At 59.7% G+C, this 23,197-nt stretch carries 21 protein-coding genes and 1 pseudogene; 16 read left to right on the top strand and 6 right to left on the bottom strand.

What is annotated here, in order from left to right; all coding sequences use genetic code 11:
• Positions 1–27 precede the first annotated feature (27 nt).
• From HV314_RS26255 to HV314_RS26230, 6 genes and pseudogenes are all read left to right on the top strand, one after another.
• Entirely contained in the window at positions 28–2,994 is a 2,967-nt protein-coding gene (locus tag HV314_RS26255; protein ID WP_032640605.1) for a Tn3-like element ISPa38 family transposase, read from the top strand.
• A 78-nt stretch (positions 2,995–3,072) separates the two neighbouring features.
• On the top strand, positions 3,073–4,077 hold the full coding sequence (locus tag HV314_RS26250) for an IS110-like element IS4321 family transposase (RefSeq protein WP_000427623.1): 1,005 nt from the start codon (positions 3,073–3,075) through the stop codon (positions 4,075–4,077).
• A 277-nt stretch (positions 4,078–4,354) separates the two neighbouring features.
• Positions 4,355–4,675: pseudogene (gene trbF / locus HV314_RS26245) on the top strand (conjugal transfer protein TrbF); the annotation flags it as partial.
• Entirely contained in the window at positions 4,672–5,721 is a 1,050-nt protein-coding gene (trbG, locus tag HV314_RS26240; protein ID WP_011191356.1) for a P-type conjugative transfer protein TrbG, read from the top strand. The pseudogene trbF and the gene trbG, both read left to right, overlap by 4 nt.
• The gene (locus HV314_RS26235; protein WP_011191355.1) at positions 5,718–6,938 is read left to right on the top strand and encodes a TrbI/VirB10 family protein; all 1,221 of its coding nucleotides are present in this window, start codon (positions 5,718–5,720) and stop codon (positions 6,936–6,938) included. Before trbG ends, HV314_RS26235 begins: the two co-directional genes overlap by 4 nt.
• A gap of 2 nt (positions 6,939–6,940) precedes the next feature.
• Positions 6,941–7,177 (top strand): DUF2274 domain-containing protein, encoded by a 237-nt coding sequence (locus HV314_RS26230; RefSeq protein WP_026227538.1) that lies wholly within the window; start codon positions 6,941–6,943, stop codon positions 7,175–7,177.
• Here the strand turns inward: HV314_RS26230 and HV314_RS26225 are convergent.
• Positions 7,174–8,070 carry a LysR family transcriptional regulator gene (locus tag HV314_RS26225; protein ID WP_011191354.1) on the bottom strand — a complete coding sequence of 299 codons (897 nt, stop codon included), beginning with the start codon at positions 8,068–8,070 and terminating at the stop codon, positions 7,174–7,176. The genes HV314_RS26230 and HV314_RS26225 overlap by 4 nt on opposite strands.
• Before the next feature lie 367 nt (positions 8,071–8,437).
• On the opposite strand from HV314_RS26225, the gene HV314_RS26220 reads away from it, so the two are divergent.
• Positions 8,438–8,860, top strand: a complete 423-nt coding sequence (locus HV314_RS26220) for a MarR family winged helix-turn-helix transcriptional regulator (RefSeq protein ID WP_223296479.1) — start codon at positions 8,438–8,440, stop codon at positions 8,858–8,860.
• A gap of 26 nt (positions 8,861–8,886) precedes the next feature.
• On the top strand, positions 8,887–9,846 hold the full coding sequence (locus tag HV314_RS26215) for a YeeE/YedE thiosulfate transporter family protein (protein WP_004099025.1): 960 nt from the start codon (positions 8,887–8,889) through the stop codon (positions 9,844–9,846).
• A gap of 38 nt (positions 9,847–9,884) precedes the next feature.
• Here HV314_RS26215 and HV314_RS26210 read toward each other — a convergent pair whose 3' ends face one another.
• Positions 9,885–10,244 carry a DUF6314 family protein gene (locus HV314_RS26210; protein ID WP_166479491.1) on the bottom strand — a complete coding sequence of 120 codons (360 nt, stop codon included), beginning with the start codon at positions 10,242–10,244 and terminating at the stop codon, positions 9,885–9,887.
• A 297-nt stretch (positions 10,245–10,541) separates the two neighbouring features.
• On the opposite strand from HV314_RS26210, the gene HV314_RS26205 reads away from it, so the two are divergent.
• On the top strand, positions 10,542–11,030 hold the full coding sequence (locus HV314_RS26205) for a YkgB family protein (RefSeq protein WP_004099027.1): 489 nt from the start codon (positions 10,542–10,544) through the stop codon (positions 11,028–11,030).
• 557 nt (positions 11,031–11,587) lie between these two features.
• Positions 11,588–12,082 carry a MarR family winged helix-turn-helix transcriptional regulator gene (locus HV314_RS26195; protein ID WP_004099028.1) on the top strand — a complete coding sequence of 165 codons (495 nt, stop codon included), beginning with the start codon at positions 11,588–11,590 and terminating at the stop codon, positions 12,080–12,082.
• Positions 12,083–12,478: 396 nt separating this feature from the next.
• Here HV314_RS26195 and HV314_RS26190 read toward each other — a convergent pair whose 3' ends face one another.
• The 3 genes from HV314_RS26190 to HV314_RS26180 form a co-directional block, all read right to left on the bottom strand.
• Positions 12,479–13,504 (bottom strand): zinc-binding alcohol dehydrogenase family protein, encoded by a 1,026-nt coding sequence (locus tag HV314_RS26190; RefSeq protein WP_004357654.1) that lies wholly within the window; start codon positions 13,502–13,504, stop codon positions 12,479–12,481.
• Positions 13,504–13,992, bottom strand: coding sequence for a peptide-methionine (S)-S-oxide reductase MsrA (msrA, locus tag HV314_RS26185; RefSeq protein ID WP_045269765.1), 489 nt, complete (start codon positions 13,990–13,992; stop codon positions 13,504–13,506). The genes HV314_RS26190 and msrA (HV314_RS26185) overlap by 1 nt, the downstream gene beginning before the upstream one ends.
• A 107-nt stretch (positions 13,993–14,099) precedes the next feature.
• Positions 14,100–15,332 (bottom strand): bifunctional alpha/beta hydrolase/OsmC family protein, encoded by a 1,233-nt coding sequence (locus HV314_RS26180; RefSeq protein ID WP_045269764.1) that lies wholly within the window; start codon positions 15,330–15,332, stop codon positions 14,100–14,102.
• A 228-nt stretch (positions 15,333–15,560) separates the two neighbouring features.
• Between HV314_RS26180 and HV314_RS26175 the strand changes: the two genes are divergently transcribed.
• From HV314_RS26175 to HV314_RS26155, 5 genes are all read left to right on the top strand, one after another.
• Positions 15,561–16,436: a LysR family transcriptional regulator gene (locus HV314_RS26175; RefSeq protein ID WP_011191349.1), complete on the top strand. Its 876-nt coding sequence runs from the start codon at positions 15,561–15,563 to the stop codon at positions 16,434–16,436.
• A gap of 145 nt (positions 16,437–16,581) precedes the next feature.
• Positions 16,582–17,025 carry a peptide-methionine (R)-S-oxide reductase MsrB gene (msrB, locus tag HV314_RS26170; RefSeq protein WP_004099035.1) on the top strand — a complete coding sequence of 148 codons (444 nt, stop codon included), beginning with the start codon at positions 16,582–16,584 and terminating at the stop codon, positions 17,023–17,025.
• A gap of 1 nt (position 17,026) precedes the next feature.
• Positions 17,027–17,566 (top strand): peptide-methionine (S)-S-oxide reductase MsrA, encoded by a 540-nt coding sequence (msrA, locus tag HV314_RS26165; protein WP_004099036.1) that lies wholly within the window; start codon positions 17,027–17,029, stop codon positions 17,564–17,566.
• 132 nt (positions 17,567–17,698) lie between these two features.
• The gene (locus HV314_RS26160) at positions 17,699–18,403 is read left to right on the top strand and encodes a glutathione S-transferase N-terminal domain-containing protein (protein WP_004099038.1); all 705 of its coding nucleotides are present in this window, start codon (positions 17,699–17,701) and stop codon (positions 18,401–18,403) included.
• Positions 18,400–19,368, top strand: a complete 969-nt coding sequence (locus tag HV314_RS26155) for a magnesium and cobalt transport protein CorA (RefSeq protein WP_002118270.1) — start codon at positions 18,400–18,402, stop codon at positions 19,366–19,368. Before HV314_RS26160 ends, HV314_RS26155 begins: the two co-directional genes overlap by 4 nt.
• 63 nt (positions 19,369–19,431) lie before the next feature.
• Here the strand turns inward: HV314_RS26155 and HV314_RS26150 are convergent, their stop codons facing one another.
• The gene (locus HV314_RS26150; RefSeq protein WP_012817690.1) at positions 19,432–22,440 is read right to left on the bottom strand and encodes a Tn3 family transposase; all 3,009 of its coding nucleotides are present in this window, start codon (positions 22,438–22,440) and stop codon (positions 19,432–19,434) included.
• 163 nt (positions 22,441–22,603) lie between these two features.
• Here HV314_RS26150 and HV314_RS26145 point away from each other — a divergent pair, with 163 nt between their 5' ends.
• Positions 22,604–23,176, top strand: a complete 573-nt coding sequence (locus tag HV314_RS26145; protein ID WP_001556711.1) for a recombinase family protein — start codon at positions 22,604–22,606, stop codon at positions 23,174–23,176.
• Positions 23,177–23,197 lie beyond the last annotated feature (21 nt).

The raw sequence follows: 23,197 nt of genomic DNA, 5'->3' as shown, positions 1-23,197 counted from the left end.
CTACGTTTTCAAGAAGAAGGAAACCGCATGCCCCGCCGTTCGATCCTCTCCGCCGCCGAGCGCGAAAGCCTGCTGGCGTTGCCGGACACCAAGGATGAGTTGATCCGTCACTACACGTTCAGCGAAAGCGACCTCTCCATCATCCGGCAGCGGCGCGGCCCGGCCAATCGGCTGGGCTTCGCGGTGCAGCTCTGCTACCTGCGCTTTCCCGGCGTCATCCTTGGCGCTGATGAGCCACCGTTCCCGCCATTGCTGAGACTGGTCGCCAACCAGCTCAAGGTCGGCATCGAAAGCTGGGACGAGTACGGGCAGCGTGAGCAGACCCGACGCGAGCACCTGGTCGAGCTGCAAACGGTGTTCGGCTTCCAGCCGTTCACGATTGGCCACTACCGGCAGGCTGTCCAGTTGCTGACCGAGCTGGCCATGCAAACCGACAAGGGCATCGTGCTGGCCAGAGCCTTGATCGAGCACCTGCGGCGGCAGTCGGTCATTGTGCCCGCCCTCAACGCCGTCGAGCGGGCGAGCGCCGAAGCGATTACCCGCGCCAACCGGCGTCTCTACGACGCCTTGGCTGAGCCGCTGACGGACGTGCATCGCCGTCGCCTCGACGATCTGCTCAAGCGCCGCGACAACGGCAAGACGACGTGGCTGGCCTGGCTGCGGCAATCCCCGGTCAAACCGAACTCGCGGCACATGCTGGAACACATCGAACGCCTCAAGGCGTGGCAGGCGCTCGACCTGCCCTCCGGCATCGAGCGGCTGGTTCACCAGAACCGGCTGCTCAAGATCGCCCGCGAGGGCGGCCAGATGACGCCCGCCGACCTGGCGAAGTTCGAGCCGCAGCGGCGTTACGCGACCCTGGTGGCGCTCGCCATCGAGGGCATGGCCACCGTCACCGACGAAATCATCGACCTGCATGACCGCATCCTGGGCAAGCTGTTCAATGCCGCCAAGAACAAGCATCAGCAGCAGTTCCAGGCATCCGGCAAGGCGATCAATGCCAAGGTGCGGCTGTTCGGGCGCATCGGCCAGGCGCTGATCGAGGCCAAGCAAGCGGGCCGCGATCCGTTCGCCGCCATCGAGGCCGTCATGTCCTGGGATGCTTTCGCCGAGAGCGTCACCGAAGCGCAGCGGCTCGCGCAACCCGAGGACTTCGATTTCCTGCACCGCATCGGCGAGAGCTACGCCACGCTGCGCCGCTACGCGCCGGAATTTCTCGACGTGCTCAAGTTGCGGGCCGCGCCCGCCGCCAAGGACGTACTCGACGCCATCGAGGTGCTGCGCAGCATGAACAGCGACAACGCCCGCAAGGTGCCCACCGACGCGCCGACCGAGTTCATCAAGCCGCGCTGGCAGAAGCTGGTGATGACCGACACCGGCATCGACCGGCGCTACTACGAACTGTGCGCGCTGTCGGAGCTGAAGAACGCGCTGCGCTCCGGCGACATCTGGGTGCAAGGCTCGCGCCAGTTCAAGGACTTCGAGGACTACCTGGTGCCGCCCGCGAAATTCGCCAGCCTCAAGCAGGCCAGCGAATTGCCGCTGGCCGTGGCCACCGATTGCGACCAGTACCTGCATGACCGGCTGACGCTGCTGGAAACGCAGCTCGCCACCGTCAACCGCATGGCGCTGGCCAACGAGCTGCCGGACGCCATCATCACGGAGTCGGGCCTGAAGATCACGCCGCTCGATGCGGCGGTGCCCGATACCGCACAGGCCCTGATCGACCAGACGGCGATGATCCTACCGCACGTCAAGATCACCGAATTGCTGCTGGAGGTAGACGAATGGACGGGCTTCACCCGGCACTTCGCCCACCTGAAGTCAGGCGACCTGGCCAAGGACAAAAACCTGTTGCTGACCACGATCCTCGCCGACGCGATCAACCTGGGCCTGACCAAGATGGCGGAATTGTGCCCCGGCACGACCTACGCCAAGCTGGCCTGGCTGCAAGCCTGGCACATCCGCGACGAAACCTACGGGGCGGCACTGGCCGAGCTGGTCAACGCGCAGTTCCGACATCCCTTCGCCGGGCATTGGGGCGACGGCACCACGTCATCGTCGGACGGCCAGAACTTCCGCACCGGCAGCAAGGCCGAGAGCACCGGCCACATCAATCCGAAATACGGCAGCAGCCCAGGGCGGACGTTCTACACCCATATCTCCGACCAGTACGCGCCGTTCCACACCAAGGTCGTGAACGTCGGCGTGCGCGACTCGACCTACGTGCTCGACGGCCTGCTGTATCACGAATCCGACCTGCGGATCGAGGAGCACTACACCGACACGGCAGGGTTCACGGACCACGTCTTCGCGTTGATGCACCTGCTGGGCTTCCGCTTCGCCCCGCGCATTCGTGACCTGGGCGACACCAAGCTCTACATCCCGAAGGGCGATGCCACCTACGAGGCGTTGAAACCGATGATCGGCGGCACGCTCAACATCAAGCACGTCCGCGCCCATTGGGATGAAATCCTGCGGATGGCCACCTCGATCAAGCAGGGCACGGCGACGGCCTCGCTGATGCTCAGGAAGCTTGGCAGCTACCCGCGCCAGAACGGCCTGGCCGTCGCCCTGCGTGAGCTGGGACGCATCGAGCGCACACTGTTCATCCTGGACTGGCTGCAAAGCGTCGAGCTGCGCCGCCGCGTGCATGCCGGGCTGAACAAAGGCGAGGCGCGCAACGCGCTGGCCCGCGCCGTGTTCTTCAACCGCCTGGGGGAAATCCGCGACCGCAGCTTCGAGCAGCAGCGCTACCGGGCCAGCGGCCTCAACCTGGTGACGGCGGCCATCGTGCTATGGAACACGGTCTATCTGGAGCGGGCCGCGAACGCCTTGCGTGGCCACGGTCAAGCCGTCGATGACGGCCTGTTGCAGTACCTGTCGCCGCTCGGCTGGGAGCACATCAACCTGACCGGCGATTACCTCTGGCGCAGCAGCGCCAAGATCGGCGCGGGCAAGTTCAGGCCGCTACGGCCGCTGCAACCGGCTTAGCGTGCTTTATTTAATGAGATGGTCACTCCCTCCTTCCCGGTATTATGCTGAGGACAGGCTTTCATTCGGAGAACTATCATGGAAAACATTGCGCTCATTGGTATCGATCTGGGTAAAAACTCTTTCCATATTCATTGCCAGGATCGTCGCGGGAAGGCTGTTTACCGTAAAAAATTTACCCGGCCAAAGTTGATCGAATTTTTGGCGACATGCCCCGCTACAACCATCGCAATGGAAGCCTGTGGCGGTTCTCACTTTATGGCACGCAAGTTGGAAGAGTTGGGGCATTCCCCAAAGCTGATATCACCACAATTTGTCCGCCCGTTCGTTAAAAGCAATAAAAACGACTTTGTCGACGCCGAAGCTATTTGTGAAGCTGCATCGCGTCCGTCTATGCGTTTTGTGCAGCCCAGAACGGAATCTCAGCAGGCAATGCGGGCTCTGCATCGTGTCCGTGAATCCCTGGTTCAGGATAAGGTAAAAACAACCAATCAAATGCATGCTTTTCTGCTGGAATTTGGCATTAGCGTTCCCCGAGGAGCTGCCGTTATTAGCCGACTGAGTACCATTCTTGAGGATAATAGTTTGCCTCTTTACCTCAGCCAGTTATTGCTGAAATTACAACAGCATTATCACTATCTTGTTGAGCAGATTAAAGATTTGGAATCCCAGTTGAAACGAAAGTTGGACGAAGATGAGGTTGGACAGCGCTTGCTGAGCATTCCCTGCGTCGGAACACTGACAGCGAGTACTATTTCAACTGAGATTGGCGACGGGAAGCAGTACGCCAGCAGCCGTGACTTTGCGGCGGCAACAGGGCTTGTACCTCGGCAGTACAGCACGGGAGGTAGGACGACATTGCTGGGAATTAGTAAGCGAGGTAATAAAAAGATCCGAACTTTGTTGGTTCAATGTGCCAGGGTATTCATACAAAAACTGGAACACCAGTCTGGCAAATTGGCCGATTGGGTCAGGGATTTACTGTGCCGGAAAAGCAACTTTGTCGTCACTTGTGCTCTGGCAAACAAGCTGGCCAGAATAGCCTGGGCCCTAACGGCACGACAGCAAACTTATGTAGCATAACGGCAGAAATACACCGGTTTAAAGAATTACTGATCTGGTTTTGCGAATACTGATATTGATGATACTAACGGCCCACCGGCCTGTTGAGGAACCTGTAAAACGGAAAGGCTCATTGAAGCCGTATATTTTCTGGAGGTTCATCAGGCGCGGAACTCATCAAGGCGCGGGAATAAAATCCCATTCAGACGCCGGATAGATTCAAGCAAGCCAACTTGTCGTCAAAATCGGTGTTGCAAAAACGGGAGTGACCATAGATTCCGTTTTCTGAGACGACCCCTGGCTGCGCGCCTACGACTTCACGACTGACCGCGGCGCCATGGCGCTCAATGACTACGCCCGCTCCAACGACCCCTTTACACGGGTCGGCCGGCAGCAGGTCGCTGTCGACGTCTCCAGCGTCATCCGCGCGTCCCCGGACAGCTTCCGCGTCGCCTGGGTCGAGCGCCGATACGAAAATGGCCAGCTCGCCGAGACCACGCGCTGGACCGCGATCCTGACGATCGTCGTGCAGATCCCCCGAAACGCCGACCGGCTCAGGGCGAACCCGCTCGGCATCTACGTCAACGCCATCAACTGGTCACGGGAGCTTGGGCAATGAAGCCGTATTTCCGTAAAGCCGGAAACCCGGCTTCACACACACACGTACTCCCGGCTCTCCGTAGAGCCGCATTCCCGGTCGTTCTGCTAGCGGCGACCGCGCTCGCGGGCTGCGCGACCACCAATCCGCCGCCGGAGATTTCCTACGACAATGCGGCTCCGGCGGTGCAGACCGTCGATCCACCCGCGCCGGTCACCGTGGTCGAGCTGCCCCGGCCGCTGCCGCTGCCTGGCCAATTGCAGCGTGTGGAGGAGACGCGGCGTGCCCCGGAGCCTTCTAATCCGACCGCTCGCGTCAACCAGGCAAACGAGGCGGCACGAGTCCAGCCGGTGCGCGACGGCTTCATTAACTCGATGCAGGTCTACCCGTGGACTCAAGGGGCGCTTTATCAAGTCTATACCGCCGTCGGGCAGATCACCGACATCGCGCTCCAACCCGGGGAGCAGCTTGTCGGCGCAGGCCCGGTGGCCGCCGGCGACACAGTGCGCTGGATCATCGGCGACACCGAGAGCGGATCGGGGGCAACGCGCCAGATCCACATCCTAGTAAAGCCCACCCGCGCCGACCTGATGACAAACCTCGTCATCAACACCAACATGCGCACCTATCACATGGAGCTGCGCTCGACAGAGCGCACCTATATGGCGTCGGTCTCATGGCAGTATCCGCAAGACCAGCTCATTGCGCTGCGCCGTCAGAACGCCGAGGCGCAGGCGGCCCAGCCGGTGGCGAGCGGCGTCGATCTCGCGAACGTCAACTTCCGCTATGCGATCGAGGGCGACCGTGCGCCGTGGCGGCCGCTGCGCGCCTTCGACGACGGACGCCAGGTCTTTATCGAGTTTCCGCGCGGCATCGGTCAGGGCGAGATGCCGCCACTCTTCGTCGTCGGCCCCGAGGGCAACACCTCTGAGCTCGTGAACTATCGCGTTCGCGGCCACCACATGATCGTTGATCGTCTGTTCGCGGCTGCCGAACTTCGCTTCGGCTCCGGCCGCGAGCAGAAGCGCGTCAGGATCGTCCGCACAGACGGGAGGCCGACCTCGTGAGCGAGAACCCGCCCCGGATTGAGGAAGTGCCGGACGACGATGCGCAGCCCCTGACCGGCGAGCCGGTCGGGCCTGCGCCGATGCGGCTGCGGGCCGAACCGCCCCGCGTCACCCGGTTGTCGCGGAAGGTTCTCGCCGGCCTCGGTCTTGTCGCCAGCGTCGGGCTCGGAGGTGCGCTGATCTACGCGCTTCAGACCCGCGACGCCGGTCGGCCGAACGACGAACTCTATTCGACCGAGAACCGCTCGACCGCTGACGGACTGGCCGGCCTGCCGCGAGATTACAGTGGCGTGCCACAGCTCGGTCCCCCTCTTCCCGGTGACCTCGGCCGGCCGATCCTTAGTACCCAGGATCGCGGACAGCCGGTGCCCACACCCGGGACGGCCACGCCCAATCCCGGCATCAGCCCGGAAGAGCAGCGCCGCCTTCAGGAAATCGAGACCGCGCGCACCAGCCGTCTCTTCTCCGGATCGGAAAGCCGGGGCACACCCGCTGCTGCGGGAGCTGCCCCAGCGCTCGCGCCGGTGCCGGATTTGGCGAGCATTGGCCTCGCTCCGCCGCCCGCCACGCCCTCGGCGCAGGACCGGCAGAACGCGTTTCTGAACGCCGCGGCCGATCGCAGGACGGTTGCGCCCGATCGCGTCGCTGCGCCAGTATCGCCGAACGTCCTTCAGGCGGGAGCAGTGATATCCGCGGCGCTGATCACCGGCATCCGATCCGATCTACCCGGCCAGATCACCGCGCAGGTCACCGAAAACATCTACGACAGCCCAACCGGCCGTATCTTGCTTGTGCCGCAAGGCACTCGTGTGGTCGGGCAGTACGACAACAACGTGCAGTTCGGCCAGAGCCGAGTCCTGCTCGTCTGGACTCGGCTCGTCTTCCCGAACGGGCGCTCGATCGTTCTCGAGCGCCAGCCTGGTGCTGACGCTGAAGGGTTCGCCGGGCTGCAGGATGGCGTCGATTACCATTGGTGGGATCTGGCCAAGGCTGCGGGATTGTCGACACTGCTGAGCGTCGGCGCCGAACTCGCGGTCGACAACGACGATCAGCTCGTTCAGGCGATCCGGAACGGTGGGCAGGACACCATCAACGACGCAGGGCAGCAGATTGTGAGGCGTCAGCTCAACGTCGCGCCCACGATCACTATTCGGCCCGGATTTCCCGTGCGCGTTCTCGTGACGCGAGACTTGGTACTGGAGCCATATGGAGGGTGATGATGTCGAAGCTTAAGCTAGGCCCCATCGCGGACGACAAGCCGCTTAAGGTACAGGTCGAGCTACCTGCAGCTCTCCACCAGGACCTTGTTGACTACGCCCACCTATTGGGCCGAGAGCAAGGTCAGTCCGCTGTTGACCCAGCTCGGTTAATCGTCCCGATGTTACAACGGTTCATCGCGACAGACCGTGGCTTCGCCAAAGCCAGGCGAACGTTGACGCCGGGGAGCGCCGATTAATCCGTGGTCCCCGCTCTAGAGGGGGTGTCGAAACACTTCAGCAGCAGCGGCAGAGTCGGGTTGTCGTTGTCACTGGAAGAAATTATAGCGGCCGTCGGCGCCCGCGCCGATGGGAGCGGGATCAACGCGATATCCGGCCGGTAGATCACGCTGGTGATGGTCAAGCCGAAGCCCTGTTCGACCATCGTCAGCAGGGTTTCTCGGCTGACTTGTTGGATCGAGAGTTGAACCGCTCCGTCTCCGGCGCCCACCATGCGCCGGAGTATGCCAGCGAGCTCACGCCCAGCGCCATCCGAGCGAACGAGGAAGACTTCGTCACAAACGTCCTCCCACGACAGCTGTGGCCGTGCTGCCAACTCGTGAAGCGGGGACAATGCCACGAACAGATCTGGTTCGCAGAGACGTCGAACTTGGAACTGAGGGCTCTTGCTCGCACTCAGGCTGATTGCTGCGTCCAGTAATCCGCGCTTCACCCCCAAAGTGTTTTCTTCTGAAGTGCCTTCCTCAAGCTTTACCTCGATCGTCGGATGTCTATTTCTGAATGCCGAGAGAATGTTGATGATCGGGCACGCCGGGAACGCTTCAAGCATTCCAAACCTCACGAGCCCGGTCTTGAGTTTCCGCGCGGAGCGGATCTCCGTTGCGGCGTTACGAAGGTAGCGCGCTCCCACCACCGCTTGTTGAAGGAAGCGCTCACCTTCTGGAGTCAGCCCTGCCCCCGCTCGCGTACGCTTGAAGAGAGAAAAGCCAAGTTGGCGCTCAAACAGCTGCACACGTCGGCTGACGGTGGATTGCGATATCGATAGGCGCTCCGCCGCTCGGCGGAAGCTGCCGGCCTCGGCGACCTGAACGGCGTACTTCAGGTATCGGAGATCAAGAGTCAGGTCGGGCATGAGACCCGTCCGATCATACCGGCGGTCTCATCGGCGAACCGCCTGCGCCCGGTGAGCGGCACCCATGCACGTCCACTTTCATCGAGCCCACCCCCGCTAGCGCCTGGGGAACGAGCACGTCCGTTGATCTCAGATGTGGAATCCGAGCTGAGCCCCTCAATGAGCATGACCATGTCCGAATCTGTCATAGATGCATGCGGCGGTCATACATTTTCACACGCTTGAAGTCTATGCGCGAAGCATATATTCTTGCGGTATGGAGCCTGAGGTCGCCAAGTACCATTTAGGTGCACTCGCGTTGGCCGTTGCAGACAGCATCGCCAGTGTCTCGGCCTCGTTTTCACCAAGCGGCCCGGGGACCGCCGTGATGGTGTTACTCAGCATGGAGCCCGGACTGCCGATCAGCGTTTTGGCTACCTCGATCGGGCTTTCTCATGCCGGGACGGTGCGATTGATCGATAGGCTCGAGCGCGAACAGTTGGTGGAACGACGAAGACAAATCACCGACAGGCGGGCGCGCTTCATTCACCTCACCAATTCGGGGAAGAAGATAACGGACGCCTTGCTCAAGGCACGGGAGCAGGTGATCTCCGAATGTATTTCGCCCCTGTCGCCCAATGACCTCGACATTCTAGGCATGCTGTCGGAGCGGCTCCTTGTGGCAAACGGCTTCGACAAAGATGGCTCGGTCAGCCTTTGCCATCTGTGCGGCTACAGCAGGATCGCGCCTTCCCGTGGTAAAGCTAAGCCGGGGCGCTCGCCACGCTGGAACGTCGCATCAGAAGGCTGACGATATGATCAGGCAGGCTTGAAATAATGGGATCGTTTGCGCTCGAACTTCTTCTATGCGTACTTGCCTTCGGGTTCGGATATGCGGCGAACCAAGGCGGAACCTGTTTAGTGGTGGCCGCTCATGAGTTACACAGAAGACAGCCGCCGAAAATGTTCGTCGGATTTCTCGCAGCGTCGGCAGCGGCAGGCCTGGTTGCGGTCCCGATAGTCTGGACGGGAACACTGGGCGCAACACTCGCACCCTCGACCAGCATCAATTTCCTCCTGCTCATCGGCGCCATCGCCTTCGGCCTCGGCGCACTCATTAATGACACATGCCTGCTCGGATCGCTGGCGCGGCTTGGGGATGGGGAGATGCGACTTCTAGCTCTACCCTTGGGATTAACGATTGGTATCTTGGCTGCCGACCATGGCAGGTTCGGCTACGATTCAACATGGCCAAGCTTAATCTCCAAACCGAGCGCAACAGGCCTCGTTACTCTCCTAGCCTTCCTAGTTGTGCTCGTGCTGGCACTCGTTTTCGTTTCCACGAAGAGCGTTCTGCGAACAAAGCCGGGTTGGTCGTTCGGCGCTTCGATGATTGGACTCGGTATCACTGGCGGACTTCTATATGCACTCTCGCCGGCCTGGACCTTCGCAGACGTGATTCAACGCGCCCTTCCTCTCAGAATGTCCCCGGCCGGCGAGGTCGCGCTCACTGCGGTGATCTCTTCGATCGCAGGCGCCCTAACCGCCTCCTTTCGCCAAGGCAATCTGCGTCTCCAACTGCCGACAGCCAATGGCATTCTGCGATCTGTCGTCGGCGGCACATTGATGGGTATCGGCATCGCGCTCATACCCGGCGGGAATGATGGGTTGATCCTCGCAGCGGTTCCGACTCTTTCACCTGGTGGGATAGTCGCCTACCTTCTGATGACGACGACAATCGTCTTCGGATTTGCAGCGCGTGGTAAGTTATTCCGGCGCTGCCTTTCACGGCCATGATAAGGGCAACAGAGGACTTGCCCTCCTGACATGAGCATTTATCCCGACCGGGAATATCGGCTGACTAGCTCGTATGCCTTTGCAGGCCCTTGGACCATGATGACCACTTCAAAGGCCGCCGGCCCCAGAATCCTGTAGGTTGCATGGTAGGTGTCGTCTCCGCAGGCATAGACGCCACTCGCTTCCAACCCGGTATCCGTCCGCGAGAAACTCAAGCTGAGGAACTGCGTCCCGATATGAGGTCCGTCTGCGAACTCGACGACAACACTGTCCTCGCTCAAGCGATAGCGATACTGCCGGCACGCGGAGAATACTCTGCCATCTGCCAGTGAGAGAATGCCGCTCTCTCGATAAGCGAGCGCGCCTTCGCCGATCGCTGCTACGATTTCGGTGGGCATGGTTATCTCGTCCAGGGCCGCGTCCATCCGTACAGGCTGGACGTTTGCCAACGGGCTATAGGCCCACCCGGAGCGCCAGCCCCATCAAGTCAAAATCCCGCAAAGGTCGCGCGTTTGCTGGGTAAAGGCATCGCCGATGAGGATGGCTTCGTGAGGCAGCGAAGCGCGAGCCAGCCGCTCGACATATCTCGCTTATTAGTATATGGTATATGCGTCGCGCATATACTGCAACGCCTGCCCGAAGCACGTAGACGACGTTCGTGACGTTCCCACGGGACCACTGTTGAGGAATTTTAGATGAGCATTTTCGACCGTTATGAATTTCTTGTCCCCGAGCACGGTCGGAGGGATCTTGGCCTGCTTAGATGGGCTCTCGTGATCGTATTTCTGTGGTTCGGCGCGATGAAGTTCACAGCGTACGAGGCCTATGGTATCGCCCCGTTTATCGAACACAGCCCGATCATGAATTGGCTCGGCATGTTCGGGACGCAGGGGCAAAGCTATTTCATCGGCGTTATCGAGTTATCGACCGGTCTCGTTCTGATCCTTGGTGCATTTCGTCCACTCTTCTCTGCGCTAGGCGCACTAATGTCAGCAGCGACCTATCTGATCACGCTGACCTTTTTCATCACCACTCCAGGTGTCGCGGAGCAGACTGCCGGCGGCTTTCCTGCGATTTCGGCTGCACCAGGGCAGTTTCTACTGAAGGACGCAGTTCTGCTAGCGGCGTCCCTCGTGCTGCTGCGTGCTTCGGTCCGCCACAGAGGGGCGCTTGTGCTCTCGTGACTGTGGTCCTCTCGTGACGGCGGGCGTGCAAATCCTGCAGAACCTCCGCGGGGCATGGATGCTCCGTCGCGATATCGAGCCCGGAGGCGCTCAGCTGCATGGCGACGCGGTCTTCGCCCGTTTCGCCGCAATCCCCGACGTCGTGGAGCACGGACTGTTCCTCAATGGGATTGATACAATCGTGATCGCGCGCGGTGACACGATGGAAGTGCGACGCCGGGGGCAAGCTAGGTCTCGCTGATCTGCACCTGCGCGGCCTGGATGACAGCGCTGACGCGGAGTGATTCTCGGGCGCGACCTACGGCGATTCCGAGCGAAAAGGCTTGCCCTATAGCCGCCAGGTATCAACGGTTCCGCGGCCTTAACGAGCCGGACCCGTTTTTTTCGGCGCGCTCGATCAGTCGAAATCCTCCGAAACCCTTCTAAAACAGGACATTTTCCACAAGCCGCGCGGAGGAAGAGGACCACGGTATGGCTTGCTGTCTATGCTCCGCGCACATATAGATGTGGCAATGGATGGACCTCGAGATCGAAACATTTTCGGGGCGTTCGCACTCATGATCAGCGACGACATCGTTCGCGCTAGTTCATCGCGGGCGCCGGAAGCTGGACCCGCCGCCTCAGCGCTGGCGTTGCTCGCGCACAAGCCCGGGCTCTCGATCCGTATGCTTGCGATCGGGGTGGGCCTTTCACATGCTGGAACTGTTCGCCTGGTGGATAGATTGGTAAGCGAGGGATTGATCGAGCGTAGGGAGCATTCGACAGACGGGCGCGCGCGATCCCTCTATCTTACTCCAACTGGCAAGGTCGCGAGCGACGAGGTCCTGGCCTCGCGCGATCAAGTGATTGCCGAAGGGCTATCGATCCTTAATCCAGACGAACTGAAAACCTTATCGGACATCGCTGAACGCGTTCTCCGAAATCGCTTGGAAAACCTCGAGCAGTCATACCGCATCTGCCGCTTGTGCTGCTACGAGGGCTGCACGAACTGCCCCGTCGATGCCGAATTGCATGAGCGAGGTGTGGACCGCGAGAAGAACGACGACGCGTAGGAGACTCGCAATTGCGGCAGCTCAACGCTGCTCAGATGGCGGGGCTTCATAATGTCAGCGAGCCTACCATCAGCCGCATTCTTTTGGCTACGCGTCAAGCCGGCCGATCGGGCATGGCGGTCTCATTCTAATATGTCGGTGATCGCCCCACTTTTAGCCGCTCAATTGATCGGAACGCGGTTTCGGAAGCGGCCGTTCAAACCACTCGCTGCATTCCCATTTCTCTATGTCCGATAGGTAGTTTCGGGGAAAAGCAGTCGGGAACAGGTTTCGGGAACGCATGCTCCGGCAGGAGCGCAGCGCGCGTCCCACACGCGTTTTCCCGGTAGAGCTTCCCAATCGGCAAAGTGCGGGCCACCTCAGACTGCGAACGCGAAAAACCGCCTGGCTGGTCACTCAAGGCAGGGTAACGACGATTTTCGCTGCGGATACACCCGCCTTCAGGGCTTCCAAGGCAGCCTGGAGCATTTCAAGGCCCTGGCCCACGATCTTCGCCGGAGGGGCGGGGACGAACGTGCGCGCCGCGAGAGCCTGCGGCAGGAATTCGCGGTAGATCATTGGACCAACCTCGTCATCCTTGAGGCTCGTCCCGGAGATGTGCGTCGCCTCGACTCCAAATGAACGCTCGTCGGGCGGGGCCAGCGTCGCTGCCACCCGGCGCGAGCCCTCGCATCTCGCAACTACGGCAAAACAGTCTTTCATGTGACCGGTCGCGTGAAGCGTTCCAGCGAGACTGCGCCCGCGCATTGCCTCAATCACGTCTTCCACGATGGCTGGACTCGAGTGGTCAAGAACCTCGCTTGCACCCAGCTCCTTCAACAGGCCGACGTTGCGCGCCGAAGCGGTGGCGACGCACCTGTAGCCCGACGCCACCGCGAGCTGGATGGCGTTGCAGCCAACGCTCGACGATCCACCCCAGACCAGAACGACCTCTGGACGCGCGGTCGGCGAGTGTAACGGTGGCGCGAGAGCCAACTGTGTCCGTCCGTAGAGCCCGCTTGCGGCGGTGCCAAGGCCAAGCGGGAGGACTGCCGCATCAGCGAAGGCAATGTTGTTGGGGATCGGCGCCGCCATGTGGTCCAGCACGATCGTGTGGTGCTGGAACGCACCCTGCGCAGGTTGATTTACGGTTGTCCCGACCGCCTGTCCGATGACTCGATCGCCGACCTTGAACCGCTCGACCGCGCCACCGACCGCCGCGACCTCACCGGAGACGTCGCTGCCGAGAATCGCGGGATAGTCGAGCCATGGCAAAAGCGCGACGTCCTGCAGAATCCAGTCGAGTGGGTTGATCGCGATGGCCGCGTTGCGGATCAATATCTCGTTCGCCGCCAGATGCGGCAGAGCGGTGACACCGATCCTCAGTGGCTGCCCCGGCGCTTTCTGCCAGGCGGCCTGATTAGTCACGGTTTCGGTCATCATCAACTCTTTCTGTCAAGTATTACAGCTGGGCGTTCGTCTGAGCGGTCCAACCGCCAGGTCGGGCGCACGAAGTGGCAGCTATAGCCCCCAGGATAGCGCACCAGGTATTCTTGGTGCTCTGGCTCCGCCTCCCAAAAGGGTTCTTCTGGGTTGATCTCCGACACGACCGGGCCAGGCCAGCTTCCTGATGCCTCGATTTCCGCGATGGTTGTGAGGGCGACTTCCTTCTGCACTTCGGTGGTGTAGAAAATCGCCGATCGATAGCTCGGACCGACATCGCTGCCTTGTTGCTCGTAGGTCGTGGGGTCATGTATCTGGAAGAAGAGTTCCAAGAGCGAGCGATAGGCGAGAACGGAAGGGTCGAAGGTCACTTCCACTGCTTCCGCATGGCCGTAATGTCTCGCGTAGGTCGGATCAGGCATTTCTCCGCCTGTGTAACCGACACGCGTCGAAATGACTCCCCTGGCTCGGCGCAGCAAATCCTCCATGCCCCAGAAGCAGCCGCCTGCGAGAATTGCTCGCTCTGTCGCGGCCGCCCTATTGCCGGTAGGCGATTGGCTCACAGTCCGTTCGCCCTCCTCCGTGTGCGCCACGGTCAAGCCAGCCTCGCGGGATCCGCAGCCTGACTGGCGCTCAAGAGCTCGGTCTGCACGTCCGAACCCCGGATGAGACTCAGATCGACGGGACACCGATCAGCGATCGCGAGGATCCGAGCGCGCTGATCATCACTCAGCGGCCCATCGAGGACAATGGTGCGGGTGAACCGGTCGGGTGGCATCATGTCCGGCACCTTCTCGTGCTGCACGGTCGTGCTCGCCCGTTCGAGCGGAAAGCCCTTGCGGTTCGCATAGAGACGCATCGTCATCACCGTGCAGGCTGCGAGGCCGGCAGATACGAGTTCGTAGGGAGATAGTCCGGTCCCGAGGCCACCGACCGATGCTGGCTCGTCGGCGAACAGAGTGTGCTCGCCGCTGCGGACCTTGAGCTGGAACGTCCCTGCAAGAGTTTCGGTGGCGACGACGCCCTCCGCAACCTCGATCTGCGGAAGATCCGCGCTGAGTGGTGGGAGAAAGCGGCTCGCCCAAACCGCCACCATGGCCGCGGCGTAGTTCGCGTCCGCGACGTCGGTGAGAAGGTGATCCGCGTTGTCGAGCGAGATGAAGCTTTTAGGGTGCCTGGACGCGACGAAGATGCGCGACGCGTGGTCGATGCCGACCACCTGATCCAGCGGAGAGTGCATGACCAGCACCGGCCGTCGCAGGGAGGCAATGGCCTTCTCGACGTCGATCCCCTCAACCGCCTCAAGGAACCCTCGGCGAATGAGGAAGGGCCTACCGGCAATCTCCACCGAGGCCTCGCCCTCGCTCGCGATGGTGTCCAGATCATTCGGTCCGAAGAGGCGCAAGATATGCTGAAGGTCGGCCGGCGCACCAATCGTCGCTACCGCCGCAATATCAGGCATGTCGGCGGCGGCTACGATCGCAGCGGTGCCACCCAGGCTGTGCCCGACGAGGAGGGACGGTGACATGCCCGCCGCCGCCATCGCATTTGCGGCGGCCCGAAGGTCCTCGACGTCCGACGCGAAGTTCACAGGTTCTCCCGTCCCACCGCCGATCCCGGTCCCGGCGAAATCGAACCTCAAGACCCCGATGCCCGCACGCGACAGCGCGCGCGAGATGTGAACAGCGGCGCGACTGTCTTTCCCGCACGTGAAGCAGTGGGCGAAGATCGCCCAGCCCCGCGGCGTCCCTTCCGGCGGTTCGAGGTGCCCGGACAGCGGAGAGCCAGCCCCACTGACAAACGTAAATGATCTTCCTGCCATGTCCATCAAACCTCCAGCACGCGGCTTGGCGGTTGCGCTCTCAGAACCTTCGACGGAGCTGAGCGGAGCGCACCGCCAACCGGTAATCGTCATCTCAGGCTATCATTTATATGTCTGGCGCATATAGACAAGCCCCTATATCATGATTATATGCGCCAAGCATACTTCTGCGACCTGCGTTCCAAAGGCGGTCTCACGGAAGAGGTATCAGTCAGGCGCGTGGGCCAAAGGACTATGGAACTCAATCAAGTCAGCTATTTCATCAACTTGGCCGAGACGCTGAATTTCACAGCGGCCGCTCGCTTGAGCGGTGTGTCACAGCCAAGTCTGACCCGCGCGATCCGCCGCTTGGAAGATGAGCTTGGCGGGCCGCTGATCTATCGCGACGGGAAGAACAGCCGCCTGACTGGCCTTGGCCATGACGTCGAGGCAGAATTCCGGCGCATGGTGGTCGCGATGAAGAGCGTTCGCAATCACTCGGAGCACTGGGCGATGGGGGGGCACCGCGTGCTGGATGTCGCCGTCGCGCCCACCGTCGGACCAAAGGAATTTACGGCATTCTTCGAGAGCGCATTGGCGGAGATGCCATCCATCGAAATCAAGCTGCACTCGCTCCAGTCGAACGAGGACACATCGGAGGTGCTTTCAGGAAAATACCACGCGTGCATCATGCCGCGTGAAACAAGACCGGAACGCAAGCTGGATGTGCATCCTCTATTTCGGGAGCGCTTCGTGCTCGGCTGTTCTGCAAACCATCCCTTGGCTGCCAACGAGATCGTGCGCGGCGAAGACCTGCTCGAGTTTCCTTTCGTCGATCGCCTGAAATGCGAGTTTCGCGATCGGATCCTCGATCACTTCGCGCGACGGGACTTGCTCATGCGACCTCGCTTTCGATCAGATCGCGAGGACTGGGTGCAACGGGTCGTCGCTGACGGCCACGCCATATGCATTCTTCCGGAACGATCGCCGACCGTGCAAGGCCTCGTCACTCGGCCGATCGACGGATTTGTCTTGGAGCGCGAAGTCGTGATCGCGACAGTATCCGGCTCCACGGCAACGGTCGAGATACGGAACATCGCGCAGCTGGCAGCCCGGTATGAGTGGAACTGAATCACGACGTGAAGAGCTTCGGCGCTATGGAAACTATACGCGCAGCGTATTGGATAAATCTGGGGCGCATGCTATAGTCGGCGCAATGACTGCAAAGATAAATGACAGTGTGTCGAGCTCTCTAGATTAATTATTGGAGACTATCATGAAGTTTGAGAAGTCACAGGCAGCAGTTGACCGCCTGACCCCCGAGCAACGCCGGATTACCCAGGATTCGGGGACCGAAAGGCCCTTCACGGGTGAGCACAACGACAACAAGGAGCCTGGCATCTACGTCGACATAGTGTCGGGAGAGCCGCTGTTCGCTTCAACGGACAAGTTCGATTCGGGTACTGGCTGGCCCAGCTTCACCAAGCCGATCGTTCCGGCAAACGTGAACGAGGTGCGGGACAGTGCACACGGCATGGTCCGGACGGAGGTCAGGTCGGTACACGCCGACAGCCATCTGGGCCACGTTTTCCCGGACGGTCCTTCCGACCGCGGCGGTCTGCGCTACTGCATCAACTCTGCGTCCCTTCGCTTCATCCCGCGCGACGAGATGGAGTCCGAGGGATACGGTGAATATCTCGATCAAGTAGAGGAGGCTTAACATGCATCAGCGCGCTGTTCTCGCAGGAGGATGTTTCTGGGGCATGCAGGATCTGATCCGCAAGCGGCCCGGCATCATCTCGACCCGTGTGGGTTACACGGGCGGCGATATTCCGAACGCCACGTATCGTAATCACGGCACGCATGCCGAGGGGATCGAGATTGTCTTCGACCCGACAGTGACGAGCTACCGGCACATCCTGGAATTCTTCTTCCAGATCCACGATCCGACGACGCTGAACCGCCAGGGCAATGATCGTGGGCTCTCCTACCGGTCGGGCATCTATTATGTCGACGAGGAGCAGAAGCGCGTCGCCGAGGATACGATCGCCGATGTGGATGCCTCGGGGCTGTGGGATGGCAAAGTGGTGACCGAGGTCCAGCCGGTCGGCGAGTTCTGGGAGGCCGAGCCCGATCACCAGGATTATCTGGAGAAGCGGCCGGGCGGCTACACCTGCCACTTCGTCCGTCCCGACTGGGTTCTTCCAAAGCGGCATGAGGCCGGCGATGTGAGCCCTGCGGCCGGGGCTGCAGCGGAATAGGCTTCGCTGCCGTTAGTGCCGCGCCGATCCGGTTCGCAACCTCCGACGACCGCGTCAATCGACGCGGTCGTCGAACCCGGCCTTGAAGCAGATCATTCCATTCAGCCGCCGTCGCAGTGCCAGGATCCAGATATGACAGACCTCTCCTCCTTTCCCATCACGCAGCGCTGGCCAGCATCTTATCCGGATCGCTTGCAACTATACGCGGCCCCCACGCCCAACGGCGTCAAGGTCTCGATGATGCTGGAGGAGACTGGCCTGCCGTATGAGCCCCACTTCGTCGACATCTCGAACAACGAGTCGAAGGATCCAGCGTTCGTGTCGTTGAATCCCAACGGCCGCATACCCGCGATCATCGATCCGGCTGGCCCTGACGGCCAGCCCATTGGCATATGGGAAACCGGTGCGATCCTCATCTATCTGGCCGACAAGACGGGGCAGCTCATCTCAACAACACCCGCCCAGCGGTACGAGACTCTGGCCTGGGTGTTCTTTCAGGTGTCGGGCGTTGGGCCGACCTTCGGACAGCTAGGCTTTTTCCTGCGATTTGCCGGCAAGGACTATGAGGACAAGCGACCTCGGCAGCGCTTTGTTGATGAATCCAGGCGTCTTCTCGGGGTCCTGGATCACCGGCTGGAGGGCCGCGAATGGATTGTCGATGATTACTCGATCGCGGACATTGCGACGTTTGGCTGGGTGAATGCGCTGGTCGAATTCTACGCAGCGGGCGACATCCTCGGCCTAAGCAGCTATTCGAACGTGCAGGCATGGCTCGAACGCGGGCTGGCGCGACCGGCTGTACAGCGTGGCCTGCGAATTCCTGCGAGGCCTGCATGACCATTATCGCCGCATATTATTACAACGAAGGTAAGCGAGTCCGTGAAATCAGGCTCGATGAGCACGTCGAACTAAACGAGAATCGCTCGGGCTTCTGCTGGATCGCGCTTAGCGAGCCCACCGCAGACGAACTCAGCGCGATCCAGACGACGTATAACCTCCATCCTTTGGCGATCGACAACGCCATGCACCCGCTGTGCCCGCCCAAGCTCGAGGTCTACAACGATGAGTTGTACGTCGTCGCCCAGACCGCCGAGCTGGTCGGCGACCGGATCAGCTACGGCAAGATGGCGATCTTCACCGGTCACAATCACCTTATCACCGTGCGGCACGGCAATGCCGGAGCGCTGGGCAAACTTCGGGAGCAACTCGAGGCATCGCCGACGCAGTTCGGCAAGGGTGTCGACTATGTGCTGCACGCGATCTTGCACCGAGTGGTCGACCAGTATCTGCCCATCTTCGAAATGATCGAGGACGACGTCCTGGCGATGGAGCGACGGTCGCTGCACGATTTCCTCGGGCCAGAAGAGGTGGCGCGAATCTTCGAACTAAGGTCCGAACTCACGCGGTTCCAGCGCACGCTCGGGGCTATGGCCGAGCTGGTGCGAAAGCTCGTTCGCGGCCACTTTCCCTGCATCAGCGCCGAAATGACACCATATTTCCACGACGTCGCGGACCATGTCCACCGCGTGCAGTCCATGGTCGACGGCCTCCTGCTTGTCCTGTCCACGGTCTTCGAGGCCAGCAGCCTTCTGGAAGCGCAAAGGATCGGTGTGGTCACTCGCCAGCTCGCGGCCTGGGCGGCGATCTTGACGGTCCCGACGGCGATCGCCGGAATATATGGCATGAACTTCAAGCACATGCCGGAACTGGACACGCCATATGGCTACTTCGTCGTGCTCGGAGTGATAGCGGTGTTCTGCCTTCTCCTGTTCATGCGCTTCAAGAAGGCCAAGTGGCTATGAGTAACGCACTTCGCGAGCTTCTCCGTCCGCGGGGTTTGAGAGCCAATGGAACGAAAACGTACGCTAAGAAGTTAATTCATTGTTTAAATTGAAATTTAGTTCTCTCAGTTCCCCCTTCAAAATATCCTCCGGTAGCGTAAACGTATAATGCCCCAGCATATTGATATGCCCGTGCATCAGTGGGGACAACCGGGCGATATCTTCAACCCCGATTTCTTCTCCATTACTGCGTATCCAGCTCAGGGCTTCCTGCATATAAAGTGTGTTCCACAGTACCACTGCGTTAGTGACCAGGCCCAGTGCCCCCAGCTGATCTTCCTGACCTTCACGATAGCGCTTTCTGATCTCACCGCGCTGCCCGTAGCAGATCGCCCTCGCCACAGCATGGCGGCCTTCCCCCCGGTTTAGCTGCGTCAGGATCCGCCGACGATAATCCTCATCATCAATATAATTAAGAAGGTACAGCGTCTTGTTGACGCGCCCCACTTCCATGATCGCCTGTGCCAGCCCTGATGGGCGCGAGCTTTTCAGCAAAGAGCGAATGAGTTCTGAAGCATGAATGGTGCCCAGTTTCAGCGAACCGGCGGTTCGCATCATCTCATCCCACTGATCCTCGGCTTTCGACAGATCGGCACAACCACGTGCCAGTTCGTCCAGTGCACCGTAATTTGCCGATTTATCCACTCGCCAGAATACCGCTTCACCGGCATCGGCAAGCCGGGGGGAAAACTGGTATCCCAGCAGCCAGAAGAGGCCAAAAATAATGTCGCTGGTACCGGCTGTGTCTGTCATGATCTCAACCGGATTCAGCCCTGTCTGCTGCTCCAGAAGGCCTTCCAGCACAAAAATGGAATCTCGTAATGTGCCGGGGACAACGATGCCGTGGAATCCAGAGTACTGATCAGAGACGAAGTTGTACCAGGTGATGCCACGTCCGGAACCAAAATATTTTCTGTTAGGTCCTGAATTGACGGTTTTCACCGGCGTGACAAAGCGCATGCCATCAGCTGAAGCCACTTCGCCACCACCCCAGCGGCCAGCAAGCTCCAGTGTGGACTGAAAATCAACCAGGCGGGCATTGGCGCTGACCAGCGTTTCTGCCCGGAGGTAATTCTGTTTTACCCAGCTAAGCCGGTGGCGCGTCAGCGCCGGTATATTGTGCTTTATCAGCGGTTCCAGCCCGATATTGCAGGCCTCTGCCATCAGGACCGCGCACAGGCTGATGTGCAGATCCTGTGCCCGGGCCCCGGATTCACTGACATGCGTAAACTCACGTGTAAATCCCGTTCTGGCATCTATTTCAAGCAACAGTTCCGTCAAATCTACTGGCGGGAGTAGCAGCCTTACCCGACTGTTGAGACGATGCAACGATGTTGGCTCCTCCAGTTTCTCCAGGCTGCTGATAGTCAGGGAAGGATGTTTACCGTCATGGCAAATATGAACCTCCGCATTTCCTTCAAAGCGGGATGCGACGGTTTTCCAGGTTTCATCTAGCTGGACCGCCAACTGTTGCACGCCTTTATGTCCATCAGTGGGATGTCCCAGCGCCCGGCAAACGGGGACCCGCTGAGCCTGCCATTCTTCCCCCTGCAACAGCTTCTCGCGGGGATTTCCCCAGCGATCGCTGTTTTCGAGCCAGATGTCCCTTCGACGTAGTGCATCCTGAAGGCGCTCCAGCAGACAAAGCGAGTAACCGGCACGCTGTATCCGGCCCTCCGCATCGTATACCAGGCGTTTCCAGGGGCCGGTAATAATATGTTCAGGCGCATTGTCCAGGATGCGCTTTTTCGAGCAGTTCAGTTCGGTCAGATAATGAATGGCGGACAACGTATGTTCTCCGGCTGGCGCTGCCTGGAAATGCAGGTCGCGCAATACCGCCGGAAGAAAGCGCTTTACCCGCCCGTACTGCTCCACCATTTCGTCATGGAAATTGTTGTTCTGAGGCCGGGCCAGCTCATTTACCTTGCAGACGGATTCTGCCAGCCTGCTTTTCGGTATGCTGTTGAATATGGTCTCCCTCAGTTCAGCATCGTCAGCCTGTTCATCCAGCAACAATGAACATGCCCGCGCCAATATTAGCGCAGCACGATCAAGATCTTTAAGCGTCCTGAGCCGTTTTTTCTGCCCCGTTTTCTTCGCCGCACGAGTGATATCCAGTATCAGCATATCGAGCACATCAACGGCCTCATCCAGCGCCGCAGTCTCCTGCGCTTTAACGAATGCTGTGAGTACGGCCAGTTTTCTCTGCTGTGGCATTCGCGCGATATATTTTACCGACGCCATGCCTGCGTAACGGGCCAAATTACGCAGTTGTATAGCAGGCAGACCGGTAAAATTCAGTCGGGAAAATTCCAGGTTTCGCAGCCGGATATACCGCTCCAGCGCTTCGGTAAATGCCGGGCCGCTGACGGTGACCGGTCCCTTTTTCAGTTGCTCCAGCGGTGAAGTACGCTGCCCCTCAGGAATGTCCAGAAGCTCCGTCACGCGGGCGGTCTGCCAGCTGTCCGGCAACGCGGCCAGTTTCTTCCACAGCCGCTGATTTGCCCGTTCGCGTATTTCACTGACGAGACGTACAAGTGTGGTTGCTCCGGGCAGCAGGACCTTATTCTGAAGCAGCCACGCGGTGGCAAAATCAAACATAAGGCCGGGTCGCTCATTACTGAGCCATGCGCGGGTGTACAGCAGGCGCTTCAGGCGGAAAGACCAGGGGAAATCGCCAAATTCATGGTAACCGTAATATTCCTTAATCAGCGCAGTATGCTCTCTGAGGGTGGTAACCCGTTCTGCGTAGCGGGTAAGGACTTCTGGACGGCGAATATTAAGCTGCACCGCGACAAATTGCTGAACACCTGGCAGAACCCGGGTTAAGTCTGTCAGAAAGGTGCCCAGAAAACGGGCGGTGGTGAGCTGAAGCGCAATTCCCAGCCGGTTATGCCTTCCCCGCCGCTGGTTAATGAAGGCAAGATCCCGCTCATCAAGATGAAAATAGCGCGCCAGCTGCACGTCATTGGGTTCTGCAACATAGCGACCATAATTCAGTTCCTGCTCAGTGGTCAGAAAATCGACGGGCATACCGGCCTCCCTGCCTGATGGTCATGAATTAACAATTTCGCAACCGTCCGAAATATTATAAATTCTCGGACACACTAAAATGGTGTTGTCTAGGTGTCTATTAAATCGATTTTTTGTTATAACAGACACCCACTGTCCGATATTTGATTTAGGATACATTTTTATGCGACTTTTTGGTTACGCACGGGTATCAACAAGCCAGCAGTCCCTCGATATTCAGATCAAGGGGCTTAAAGAGGCGGGGGTGAAAGCCAGTCGCATATTTACCGACAAAGCATCCGGCAGTTCTACCGACAGGAAAGGACTGGATCTGCTGCGAATGAAGGTGGAGGAAGGTGACGTCATCCTGGTGAAGAAACTCGACCGGCTTGGCCGCGACACTGCCGATATGATCCAACTGATAAAAGAATTCGACGCTCAGGGAGTCGCGGTCCGATTCATAGACGACGGGATCAGCACCGACGGTGAAATGGGGAAAATGGTTGTGACCATTCTTTCAGCTGTAGCCCAGGCCGAACGCAGGAGGATTCTGGAGCGTACGAACGAAGGACGGCAGGAGGCCAGGCTGAAAGGTATCCGGTTTGGCCGAAAGCGCATCATCGACAGAAATAGTGTACTGGCACTTCATCAGCAGGGAACTGGTGCAACAGATATTGCCCGCCGGCTCAGTATTGCCCGTTCCACTGTTTATAAAATTCTGGAAGATGAGAGCCGGGTTAATCTGAGCAAAATTTGAGGACGAACATGAGTGATGTAA

This window comes from Citrobacter sp. RHBSTW-00887, assembly GCF_013728095.1.
Classification (GTDB): domain Bacteria; phylum Pseudomonadota; class Gammaproteobacteria; order Enterobacterales; family Enterobacteriaceae; genus Citrobacter; species Citrobacter braakii.
This window is presented reverse-complemented; position numbering and strand designations above follow the sequence as displayed.

Coding starts and splice junctions, on each gene's coding strand:
- HV314_RS26255 (WP_032640605.1), top strand. CDS start 28: ATGCCCCGCCGTTCGATCCTCTCCGCCGCCGAGCGCGAAAGCCTGCTG.
- HV314_RS26250 (WP_000427623.1), top strand. CDS start 3,073: ATGGAAAACATTGCGCTCATTGGTATCGATCTGGGTAAAAACTCTTTC.
- trbG (WP_011191356.1), top strand. CDS start 4,672: ATGAAGCCGTATTTCCGTAAAGCCGGAAACCCGGCTTCACACACACAC.
- HV314_RS26230 (WP_026227538.1), top strand. CDS start 6,941: ATGTCGAAGCTTAAGCTAGGCCCCATCGCGGACGACAAGCCGCTTAAG.
- HV314_RS26225 (WP_011191354.1), bottom strand. CDS start 8,070: ATGCCCGACCTGACTCTTGATCTCCGATACCTGAAGTACGCCGTTCAG.
- HV314_RS26220 (WP_223296479.1), top strand. CDS start 8,438: ATGGTGTTACTCAGCATGGAGCCCGGACTGCCGATCAGCGTTTTGGCT.
- HV314_RS26215 (WP_004099025.1), top strand. CDS start 8,887: ATGGGATCGTTTGCGCTCGAACTTCTTCTATGCGTACTTGCCTTCGGG.
- HV314_RS26210 (WP_166479491.1), bottom strand. CDS start 10,244: ATGCCCACCGAAATCGTAGCAGCGATCGGCGAAGGCGCGCTCGCTTAT.
- HV314_RS26205 (WP_004099027.1), top strand. CDS start 10,542: ATGAGCATTTTCGACCGTTATGAATTTCTTGTCCCCGAGCACGGTCGG.
- HV314_RS26195 (WP_004099028.1), top strand. CDS start 11,588: ATGATCAGCGACGACATCGTTCGCGCTAGTTCATCGCGGGCGCCGGAA.
- HV314_RS26190 (WP_004357654.1), bottom strand. CDS start 13,504: ATGATGACCGAAACCGTGACTAATCAGGCCGCCTGGCAGAAAGCGCCG.
- msrA (WP_045269765.1), bottom strand. CDS start 13,992: ATGGAGGATTTGCTGCGCCGAGCCAGGGGAGTCATTTCGACGCGTGTC.
- HV314_RS26180 (WP_045269764.1), bottom strand. CDS start 15,332: ATGGACATGGCAGGAAGATCATTTACGTTTGTCAGTGGGGCTGGCTCT.
- HV314_RS26175 (WP_011191349.1), top strand. CDS start 15,561: ATGGAACTCAATCAAGTCAGCTATTTCATCAACTTGGCCGAGACGCTG.
- msrB (WP_004099035.1), top strand. CDS start 16,582: ATGAAGTTTGAGAAGTCACAGGCAGCAGTTGACCGCCTGACCCCCGAG.
- msrA (WP_004099036.1), top strand. CDS start 17,027: ATGCATCAGCGCGCTGTTCTCGCAGGAGGATGTTTCTGGGGCATGCAG.
- HV314_RS26160 (WP_004099038.1), top strand. CDS start 17,699: ATGACAGACCTCTCCTCCTTTCCCATCACGCAGCGCTGGCCAGCATCT.
- HV314_RS26155 (WP_002118270.1), top strand. CDS start 18,400: ATGACCATTATCGCCGCATATTATTACAACGAAGGTAAGCGAGTCCGT.
- HV314_RS26150 (WP_012817690.1), bottom strand. CDS start 22,440: ATGCCCGTCGATTTTCTGACCACTGAGCAGGAACTGAATTATGGTCGC.
- HV314_RS26145 (WP_001556711.1), top strand. CDS start 22,604: ATGCGACTTTTTGGTTACGCACGGGTATCAACAAGCCAGCAGTCCCTC.